Origin of the sequence: uncultured Microscilla sp. (genome assembly GCF_947493425.1) — a bacterium.
In the GTDB taxonomy this organism is placed as follows: domain Bacteria; phylum Bacteroidota; class Bacteroidia; order Cytophagales; family Microscillaceae; genus Microscilla.
Window position 1 is genome coordinate 1 of sequence record NZ_CANLRP010000243.1, and the last position, 9659, is coordinate 9659.

At 40.7% G+C, this 9659-nt stretch carries 9 protein-coding genes; 3 read left to right on the forward strand and 6 right to left on the reverse strand.

What is annotated here, in order from left to right; all coding sequences use genetic code 11:
- Window positions 1–205: 205 nt before the first annotated feature.
- The gene (locus tag Q0954_RS31125) at window positions 206–574 is read left to right on the forward strand and encodes a hypothetical protein (RefSeq protein WP_299464919.1); all 369 of its coding nucleotides are present in this window, start codon (window positions 206–208) and stop codon (window positions 572–574) included.
- Between the two features lie 104 nt (window positions 575–678).
- Here the strand turns inward: Q0954_RS31125 and Q0954_RS31130 are convergent, their stop codons facing one another.
- Window positions 679–1044: a hypothetical protein gene (locus tag Q0954_RS31130; protein ID WP_299464922.1), complete on the reverse strand. Its 366-nt coding sequence runs from the start codon at window positions 1042–1044 to the stop codon at window positions 679–681.
- A gap of 374 nt (window positions 1045–1418) precedes the next feature.
- Here Q0954_RS31130 and Q0954_RS31135 point away from each other — a divergent pair, with 374 nt between their 5' ends.
- Both Q0954_RS31135 and Q0954_RS31140 read left to right on the forward strand, forming a co-directional pair.
- Window positions 1419–1850, forward strand: coding sequence for an META domain-containing protein (locus Q0954_RS31135; RefSeq protein WP_299464925.1), 432 nt, complete (start codon window positions 1419–1421; stop codon window positions 1848–1850).
- A 201-nt stretch (window positions 1851–2051) separates the two neighbouring features.
- Window positions 2052–2945 carry a hypothetical protein gene (locus Q0954_RS31140; protein WP_299464926.1) on the forward strand — a complete coding sequence of 298 codons (894 nt, stop codon included), beginning with the start codon at window positions 2052–2054 and terminating at the stop codon, window positions 2943–2945.
- Between the two features lie 39 nt (window positions 2946–2984).
- On the opposite strand, the gene Q0954_RS31145 is transcribed toward Q0954_RS31140, so the two are convergent.
- From Q0954_RS31145 to Q0954_RS31165, 5 genes are all read right to left on the reverse strand, one after another.
- Window positions 2985–3854: an alpha/beta hydrolase gene (locus Q0954_RS31145; protein ID WP_299464929.1), complete on the reverse strand. Its 870-nt coding sequence runs from the start codon at window positions 3852–3854 to the stop codon at window positions 2985–2987.
- A gap of 71 nt (window positions 3855–3925) precedes the next feature.
- Entirely contained in the window at window positions 3926–4981 is a 1056-nt protein-coding gene (locus Q0954_RS31150) for a VWA domain-containing protein (RefSeq protein WP_299464932.1), read from the reverse strand.
- Entirely contained in the window at window positions 4974–5945 is a 972-nt protein-coding gene (locus Q0954_RS31155) for a hypothetical protein (RefSeq protein WP_299464935.1), read from the reverse strand. The genes Q0954_RS31150 and Q0954_RS31155 overlap by 8 nt, the downstream gene beginning before the upstream one ends.
- An 822-nt stretch (window positions 5946–6767) precedes the next feature.
- Window positions 6768–7655, reverse strand: a complete 888-nt coding sequence (locus Q0954_RS31160) for a DUF58 domain-containing protein (protein ID WP_002699949.1) — start codon at window positions 7653–7655, stop codon at window positions 6768–6770.
- A gap of 351 nt (window positions 7656–8006) precedes the next feature.
- The gene (locus Q0954_RS31165; protein WP_299464938.1) at window positions 8007–9554 is read right to left on the reverse strand and encodes a WG repeat-containing protein; all 1548 of its coding nucleotides are present in this window, start codon (window positions 9552–9554) and stop codon (window positions 8007–8009) included.
- Window positions 9555–9659: the final 105 nt, after the last annotated feature.

The window sequence follows — 9659 nt, forward strand, 5'->3', positions numbered from 1 at the left end:
GGCAATAAAAATAACGAAGTATCAAGGCGAAAAATCACCCCTTAGAGTGTAAATTTATTTTTGAACAATTCCTTAGATTGTAGACGTATCACTTAAAGGCTAATTCCGAACACAAATAAAGTATGCACGCATACTAATTGTTTTCTTAACACTTATGTTGTACTTTTGCCATATAGAAACAATTACCAACTAAAGCATAAACATAATGCAGGATATATTGATGAAATGGCTGTATTCGGGAGTAGGAATGGCTGCACTGACGGCTGAAACAGTGAAACAAACCATTGACAAGCTGGTAGATGATAGAAAACTATCGGTAGAAGAAGGTAAAAAAATTGTTGATGAGTTTTTGAACAATTTTCAGAATACTGAAACCAAAAAAACTGATTTTGAAGCCCAGGTAGGCAAAATTTTCGACAAAGTAACCAAAAGTTTTGGTTTGGTGCCTGCCACCGAGGTAGAGGCATTACAAAGCCGCATAGGTGAGCTTGAAGCAGAACTTGCCGAAAAGAAAAAACCTGCAGCTAAGAAAATACCGGTGAGCAAAACCAAAAGCGAAAGTACTACCAAGTAGTCGCGTATATAAAAATTGTAAGTTTTAAAGATTACCTGGTTAACATACAAAACCCAATTATTGCACTAAGGCAATGATTGGGTTTTGTTTTTTTACCTGTTGGCTCAATCTGCCCCGTGGAGGTTGAGCGCGAGTTGGGTTTGCAACCCTACCAGTTTCCTTACTTCAGGCTCTGGTAGTTTGATGGTTTGGTTATGATATAAAAACTCATAAAGTGCGGGTTCTTGACTAGCAGTTTGTCGTCGGGTAACTTTGATGCCGCGAAAATAACGAGTGATTTCGGGCAGTACTTTGCCCCGGTATTTGAAATAACGTGAAATGTCGAATATTACTTTTTGGGTGAAACTTTTATGGTAATCTTTGATCTCTTTTTTGAGTGAGGCTTCTATCTTTTGGTGTTGGGCAAGACTTGTGTAACTAAATGTGGAGAGTAAACTAAAAGCCAAAAGAGCGATTAATAATTTATTCATAGTTCATTTTGTTAAAGTAGATTGAAAAGCTGAATTTAAAGGGTGTAATTTTCTCCTCTCTGTATATAACTTTTTTTAGGACAAAAAGGCTGCGTTTTTTTAGGAAAAAAATGTTAAATCCTTCTAAAATAGGTGTTATTCGTTATATGAATAGTAATTTTTACTATACATGAATGATTAATTGGTTTTTTTTGAGCGGTTTGATATGCTTGATGTAGCCGGAGATAGAGGGGTAGAGTATTACTTCCTGGGGGTTGAGCTATTAAAGTGGTGGGCAAAAATGGCAAGCATTTAACCAAGAAAAGTCATCACAAACTACTCCCTTTTGTATTTGCTGTTGTCTTGTCGATAAGGGTTAACAAACTTGTAAAGTTATGAAACAAATAATAGCGTTGGCAGTGGTTTCTTTTGTGGGGTTGTTGTGTTGGGCTTTTACGGCAGAATTGCTCATAAGTAGCCAACAACAACACTTGATGAATGGTGAATGGCGTATAAAAAAGGTACAAGATAAAACTACGGGACAGACAATTACTACAGCAAAAGATTATAAAATAAAGTTTTACAAAGCCTCATTTAGCCTACACCTCGATGTAAACAGTTGTTTGGGGAAAGCTGATATTACTTCAAACACTATTCGAACTTCTCCTGACCAAACCACTTGCTCGACTGCTTGCTGTGATACCAAAGAAGCTAAAGCTTTGGCAGCAATGCTTGACTCGCCGTCGCTGAAAACCTATCAGATACAAGGCTCTCAATTGACTATTTCGGACAAAAAATATATTATTTGGCTAAAAGCCACAAAGTGAGGGGTGTATAAGATCAACATTGAATCAGGGACAAAAAATGAGGTGTAATGGTTAATTTAGGTACATATTAAAAGCGCTGATGATTAGTTGCGGCTTGGCAAAATAGTAAAAAACTAAGTATATTTACATTTATTGATCATTCTTTTCAATACAGTTGCCTTCTATATGGCATCTGAACCTATCCACAAATACTATAAGAAAATGAAAAAAATATCTTTATTAATTGTAGGCTTATGGCTGTCGCTTACGCAGCTTCAGGCACAACATGTTCCTCGTTTTTCGTTTGATCGTAACTATTCTCTCGGCAGCATTGTATGCTATTCGCCTTATAGCTTTGTGTTATCGTCGCAATTTGAAGGTACTCAATACGACACCTATATAGAAGGATTGCATCAAACGGTATTTTATGCCAAGCAAAAAGTGATAAAACCTGGTGAGCCACCTTTTACCCGTGAACTTACTGCTTTGGAAATGAGTCGCTTGCCCCACCTAAACCTCTTGTATTATTCACCAGACAAAAACGTAGAGGATCAAACCATTTTAGTAAAGTCGTGGCGTGTTTCGCCCAAAGGTTTCAGAACCAATAGTGGGAAGAACCTACCCAAGGCTACCCCCATTGATTTTGAGATTAAACACTTGGCAAAAATACCTTACTCGCGTTTAGACTACCGCCGCCTTGCCCGTCTGCAACAACGTTGGCAACACACCCGCCACCAATGGAAAAACAGTTATACGTATGTGTTACGCAAAGATAGTGTGTCGAAGCGTACCGGAAAGGCGATTGGAGTAAAAAAGGTGATAAAAGTAAAAAATGGTAAAATAGTAAATGTGCAAGCTTTTAGGGTAGAACAAAATTGGTTGGGCAAAACCCACAAAAAAGAGTACAAAAGCGAGCCTTTGCACTTATCAGACGCTGACCGGAGGGCTACTCAAAGCCTGGATGAGTTTTACGAGCAAGCATTGACTGTATTGCAACAAAGCTACCATGCGTCGTTAGATCAATCGCCCCAAAAAATGAGCTTTACCTTGCACCAGTTTCGTCCCCGTAACAAAGGAGTGACAGTATATACCCTTGAGAGCGTATTACCTAATTGATGAAGTTAGACGTTGATAGTGAGTTTATTCATTGGAGTTTTATGCGGGGTATACATCATTTAAAAACTGAATGACTGCCTTGCTAAAGGCGTGATTAGAGTCACCTGCCACCATGTGTCCAGCACCCGATACATCTACACTTTGGGCGTGAGGAACTTTGTCTAAAAACTCCGCCATTACTTGCTCACTTACTACATCGCTCATGCCACCGCGTACTATCAAGGTGGGTACACTTAGCTGGTTGGCGGCAGCGTACATTCTTTGAGTATCTTTCAACACCTTGTCAGGGTTGGTACGCATCCAATGACGCATAATTTTAGGGTCCCAATGCCAATAGTACCGTCCATCCTCTTTTTTACGTAGGTTTTTTTCCAACCTTGACAATGTTTTGGGGCGAGGGCGATGGGGCATATAAGCTGCCACTGCATCGGCTGCCTCGTCAAGGTTGGCAAACCCTTGTTCCATGTTGGCACTCATAAACTTAAAGATACGTTCTACCCCTTTTTGCTCTATACGTGGAGCCACATCTACCAGAATAACTGCAGAAGTAAATACTTCATCCGATTCGCCCTGTGCCAGCATAGCCGTAAGCCCACCCATAGAGGCTCCCACCAGCACAGGTTTGCCCTTTAGTTGGGCTGCAATCATTTTTAAATCTTGCACCATCAGTGCCAGGTCATAGCTTTCTTCTTTGGTAGCCCAGCTGCTTTTGCCGTGTCCGCGGGCATCGTAGGCTACAGCGTACCAACCTTGCTCAGCAAGTAGTTGAGCTGTTTCTCCCCACGAATGTCGGGTTTGTCCACCGCCGTGTAGCAGTATCACGGGCTTAGCTTGTGGGTTACCCCAGGCTTCGGCCGCTATGGTTATTTCATTGTCAATGGTAAACTGAATAAGTGCAGGGTTGTTCATTGGTTGATTGAATGGTTATATTGTTAAATTGTTCGCCAGGCGAGGTGTGATCTTGTTTTAGTAGTATTGTATTAATCCTCTAGTACATTGCTCATAAAAGAGCTTTTAAGGGCAAGCCAAAGTACAATAAATATGAGCCCCCAGGTGAGGTATACATAATAATAATCTTTGATACTTTTGAAGCGGTTTTCTATGATTTCGGTCTTTTCGAGGCGGTTAATTTCAGCAAAAACATTTTTCAATGCCTGGTTGTCTGAAGCCCGGTAAAACTTGCCCTCGCCTATTTTGGCAATTTCCCGCAATACCGATTCATCTACAGTGTTGTTTACATACTGTGGTTGTCCAAACATATCTCTGCCATAAGGCACTTTACCGCTTCTGCCCACCAAAATAGTGTAAATTTTAATGTTGTGTGCAGTAGCAAGCCTAGAGGCAGTAATGGGGTCAAGGTTGCCCGCTGTATTATCGCCATCGCTTATCAAAATCACTACTTTAGAGCGTGAAGCAGACTCTTGCATGCGGATGGTACCCATACCCAAGGCGCTACCAATGGCGGTGCCGTTTTCTTGGATCATATCTTCGCGAATATCTTCAATATACTGTTTGAGCAATTTATAGTCGGTAGTGAGCGGCGACACAGAGTAAGCCTCTCCTGAGAAAATAACCAGTCCAATTCGGTCATATTTGCGTCCATGCACAAAGTTTTTTGCCACTAACTTGGCCGCTTCCAATCGGTTGGGAGTAAAGTCTTCGATCAGCATAGACTCTGAGATGTCAAGCGTGAGCAAAATGTCGATTCCTTCAGAAGTTTGGATAATTTCTTCGTTGGTACGTTGGGGGCGGGCAAGCGCTACCATAATGCAGATCATTGCTTGCAACAGAATAAGAGAGGGAACAAAACGTAACCATTTTACCCGGCTCGACTGCATTTGTTCTTCTGAGAAGGCCACCTCTACTTTTTGCCGAAGGCGTAAATGGATAAGCCAACGAAGCACAAAAACAAGCGGAGTGGCAAGCGCTAAGTAAGCATACAGCTCATTTTCCCACTCAAAACTGAGCAAAGTATTGGGTAAAAACCATTCCGGGGACATCCATTCCCAGGTACTTGTCACTATATCATTAAGCATCTCTTAGGCTCTCTTGTTTGGTCTCGTATCTCAATATAGAAAATTCTTTTAATACTTCCAGTGATTCGCTGATGTCGCTGGCAATCGATTTTCCATAAATTACCCGGTCGATCATTTTGAGCGAATGCGCCAATTCAGTGTTTGGTATTACCTGACTTATTTCTTTAGAAGTATAAGTACTAAAAGGTTTGTCTTCTATGTATTCCAGGTGTTTTTTCCAGATAGTGAGCGCCTTTTCTATATCGTTAATGGCTTTGCGCGAAGCAAAACGATTGGATAGACGGTTAAATTCACGCAAAAAACGTGTGTGGCGTGCCTGAAACTGGTACAAGCTCAGGGCACGCCTGATGCGCTTACCCAAAGCAAGCCACCCAACGAGCAATACAATGGCAAATAAACTAAACCCAGCGACCCAATAAGGGTAATTGACAAGTTCTTTGAGTGGGCGTGGTTGTGCATTTTCGCGGGTAGATAATTCTTTGAGGTCACCTTTGACAAGTTCTTTGAGTATGATCGAGTCAGGCTCAGCATAAATAGTTACACAGTCTTTGGGGGTGAGAATAAATACCGGAAGCGCAATCTTTTGTACTTTGTCTATTTCAAAAGTGGCCAGCTTATATACCACACTATCAAGGCTGCCGCCTGAAGTGGTTTTGGTAGGGAAGTATTGCGTTTCGTAGAAATCAAAAGGGTCATAAAAATACTCTTTGCCCGGAAAAATCACCTCCATTTTAGCGGGGTGTTTAAAACTAAGAGAATAATACAGAGGTACGCCTATAGCCGAACTGTCTTGTATAAAATATCCCACAGGTTTGTAGGTGGCATATTCGGGGGGCACTGCCATTTGTGTAGCGTCTTGTGCCAGTGTTTTTCTGGGGCAGAGGAGCAGTAGTATAAAACCAAGCCTAAGTAGTTGGTTTGCAAGCCGTTGCTTGATAAATATGTCGTAAATGTATGTACTCAATGTTGTTTTTTTTGCTGTTTGTTTGGAGCCATTAGCCTTTAGCTTTTTTTTACTGTTTGTAGGGAGCTATTAGCCTTTAGCATTTGTTTGACTGTTTGTAAGAAGCCATTAGCCATTAGCCTTTTTTTTACTGTTTGTAAGGAGCCATTAGCCTTTTTTTACTGTTTATATAGAGCTTTTGGCGCCGCCTCGCGCTCATTCGTAATTTAGTCCGGAGTTAGTAGTCTGTAGACCATAGTGGCTTCGCCCAATTCGTAATTGACCCATTTGTATATTAGTCCGGAGTTAGTAGTCTGTAGACCATAGTGGCTTCGCCTTCATTCGTAATTTAGTCCGGAGTTAGTAGTCTGTAGACCATAGTGGCTTCGCCTTCATTCGTCTATTAGTCCATAGTTAGTAGTCTGTATACCATAGTGGCTTCGCCTTCATTCGTAATTCGTAATTCCCTCATTCGTAATTGAATATTAGTCTGGAGTTAGTAGTCTGTAGACCATAGTGGCTTCGCCCAATTCGTAATTGATCCATTTGTCTATTAGTCCGGAGTTAGTAGTCTGTAGACCATAGTGGCTTCGCCCAATTCGTAATTGACCCATTTGTATATTAGTCCGGAGTTAGTAGTCTGTAGACCATAGTGGCTTCGCCTTCATTTGTATATTAGTCCGGAGTTAGTAGTCTGTAGACCACATTGGCTTCGCCTTCATTCGTAATTCGTAATTCCCTCATTCGTAATTGAATATTAGTCTGGAGTTAGTAGTCTGTAGACCATAGTGGCTTCGCCCAATTCGTAATTGATCCATTCGTAATTCGTAATTAATCTCCTCTCTACTTTACATTAATTTTCTTATTACGTACCTTAAACAGCTTGATGAGCTTGGGCACAATATCTTCATTTGTTTTAACATTGAGGTAGTTAGCCCGGTATTTTCTGCAGGTAGCTTCCAACCCTTGCCTGTTATAACGATAGCGGTCGATCAAGCCCTTGCGAAACGAACGCGCCGAAGTATTGATCCACACCGTTTTTTGGGTCTCTTTATCTACCAAAGGCACAATGCCCAATTTAGGCATTTTCATCTCTTTTTCGTCTAACAAATGAATCACAATTAAGTCATGCTTGCGTGCCATTGCCTTAAGCGAATGCAGGTAATTTTGATTGTCGATAAAATCAGACACTAAAATTACAATGCTACGACGCTTCATGAGGTTGAGGGCATAATGGATAAATTTGGTGATATTGGTTTGCCCCGATTCAGGAATTAGCTTGAATAGGTTCAACACAATTTCGTACCCTTTTTTCATTCCTTTGTCGGGTTTTATGTAGCGTTCTTTTCGGTCGCTGAAACAGATCAACCCTACCTGACTGGCTTCTTTTACTGCTGACAATGCCAATACACTGCATATTTCTTTGCCTACATCTAACTTGGTGCGTTTTTTTGTCCCCACCTTTTGCGAATCGCTCACATCGAGCAAGAAATAAATTGTTTGTTCTTTTTCTTCTCTAAATACCTTGATGTAAGTCTCTTCTCCTTTGGCGCTCACGTTCCAGTCAATTCTTCGCACATCGTCGCCATATTGGTACTCACGCACATCATCAAACTCCAGTCCTGAACCCTTGAACACTGAGTCGTAACTTCCGCGCATTTGGGCATTTACTGCTTTACGGATACGCACTTCGTAGTGTCTGATTTTAGATAAAATTTCTTTCATTTCCATAACCCAAACATCTGATGATGAATTACAAATATAGTTGATTAGAAGCCTTTATAGCGGAGTGTAATTAAGAATTTTTAATTTTTAATTACATCTGTACAATGTCTTGTAGTTACTTGACCATAAATTTAGCTGTTTATGTGCCTGTGGCAACTGGCGAATGTGGTCCAATGCTGGCGTAACTGCGTTGAGCACCGATATACATCGGTATCTAAGGACTCACTACTAAGTTTTGTGCATTAAAAAAACAAACACATGAGCCATCTATGACAGGCTAAAGCTAATGGCTTAAAGGCTTTGTTAAGGAAGCAGCATTAAGCTATTGCCCATCGACTGAACGCTGTCAACTGGTATCTACCAATACCCCCAATATTCATGACGAAAAATAGCCAAACCATCCTGGAAACTAAATACTTGGGCATATTTTATCGGAATCACGACTTTGCCATTTTTGTCAATATAACCATATTTATCGCCTTTTCTCACTACCGCCAAGCCTTCCGAAAAGGGATAAGCCATGTCGTATTGGCAATCAACCACTAGCTTGCCTTGGGTATCGACAAAGCCGTACTTACGAAGTTTTTCTACATAAATGAGCCCTTCTTTTTCTTCATCTTGGTGAGTGCTATAAATGGCACCTGATATTTTTTTGCCCATGCTGTCTAGTATAGCGTAGCGTTCGCCTTGGGGCGCAAAATATACATTGCCTACTTTTTGGGGTGCTTTGTCGAACTGAGGAGGCGTAATCATTTTCCCGTGGGTGTCCATGATGCCATGCTTGTCGTTGAGTGTTACTACCAGTACCCCTGGGTGCAACAAAGCAAAGCGATAGGCTTGAGGCGTATTGAGTACTTCTTTGCCCTTGATGTTTATCAAACCAGTTTTTTTGCCTTTTTCAAAGCTGAGCAATTGCGTTGTTAATACCTTTAGATTGTTGTATTGGGCAGGTATGAGCGGTTTGCCTGTTTTGTCAATGGCCCCCCAGTATTCCCCTTTTTTTACTAAACCAATTCCTTTATAAAAATCTTCGACCTTATCAAATTTATAATCAATTACTACCTTGCCTGTCGTATCTATCAAACCATATAACCCCTCTTTTTCAACTGCTTGCAAGCCCTCGGAAAAGTTGCCCGTTACATCGGTAAACTGCGGTGCAACGACCATCTTACCTGTAGTATCTATAAACCCATACAGGCTGTCCTTTTTTATAGCTGCCAAGCCACTAGAGAAGGTGTACACAGTTTTTAGCTTGGTTGGAATCACTTCTTTGCCTTGGCGGTCTACAAACCCATAATAGTCTGCTTTTTTTACTCTTGCGAGCCCATCATAAAAGAAAGTGGCTTTGTCATAAGTGGGTTGAATCAATACTTTGCCTTGGCGGTTTACAAAGCCATAAAGCCCGTTTTTTACGAATGAAGTTATAGGTTTGTTAGGTTCAAAAAAAATAGGGATGTCTGTTTTAAGGTCAATAAGGGTGTTAGTTTGGCGATTGAAAAGCCCATATTTTTTATCTTTTTGGAACATACACATAGGCGAGTGTATAAACAAATCTACTTTATCGTATACTACAGGGCATACTTCTTTGCCTGTGTTGTCTATATAACCCCATTTCCCCCCTTTTTTTACCGCAGCAATTCCTTCGGTAAAACCCGTGATAAGATCGTATTGAGGCTTTATTACAAACTCACCTTTAGCATTGATAAATCCATACTTGCCTTGGTATCGTACCCCAAAAAGTCCTTCGCCATACTTGCTGGGGTTCAGGTAGCCAAACTTAGCTTTAACGACTATCTTACCAGTTTTGTCTATAAAACCATACTTATATTTTTGTTGGATTGTACGTGTGATTATTATGGCTATAATAGCAATCGCTATGAGGGAATAAGAGATTTTTTTAGTCATATAGGGGACAGTTTTTAGGTAGTTGTTATCTAAGGAACGGTGTCAAAATAAATTTACATTCTTAACCTCATCTTTTTTGGACATGCTTCGTTAAAAAAACTTGCC

Excerpts from the sequence above, each read along its gene's own strand:
- Q0954_RS31125 (WP_299464919.1), top strand. The coding sequence starts at position 206 with ATGCAGGATATATTGATGAAATGGCTGTATTCGGGAGTAGGAATGGCT.
- Q0954_RS31130 (WP_299464922.1), bottom strand. The coding sequence starts at position 1,044 with ATGAATAAATTATTAATCGCTCTTTTGGCTTTTAGTTTACTCTCCACA.
- Q0954_RS31135 (WP_299464925.1), top strand. The coding sequence starts at position 1,419 with ATGAAACAAATAATAGCGTTGGCAGTGGTTTCTTTTGTGGGGTTGTTG.
- Q0954_RS31140 (WP_299464926.1), top strand. The coding sequence starts at position 2,052 with ATGAAAAAAATATCTTTATTAATTGTAGGCTTATGGCTGTCGCTTACG.
- Q0954_RS31145 (WP_299464929.1), bottom strand. The coding sequence starts at position 3,854 with ATGAACAACCCTGCACTTATTCAGTTTACCATTGACAATGAAATAACC.
- Q0954_RS31150 (WP_299464932.1), bottom strand. The coding sequence starts at position 4,981 with ATGCTTAATGATATAGTGACAAGTACCTGGGAATGGATGTCCCCGGAA.
- Q0954_RS31160 (WP_002699949.1), bottom strand. The coding sequence starts at position 7,655 with ATGGAAATGAAAGAAATTTTATCTAAAATCAGACACTACGAAGTGCGT.
- Q0954_RS31165 (WP_299464938.1), bottom strand. The coding sequence starts at position 9,554 with ATGACTAAAAAAATCTCTTATTCCCTCATAGCGATTGCTATTATAGCC.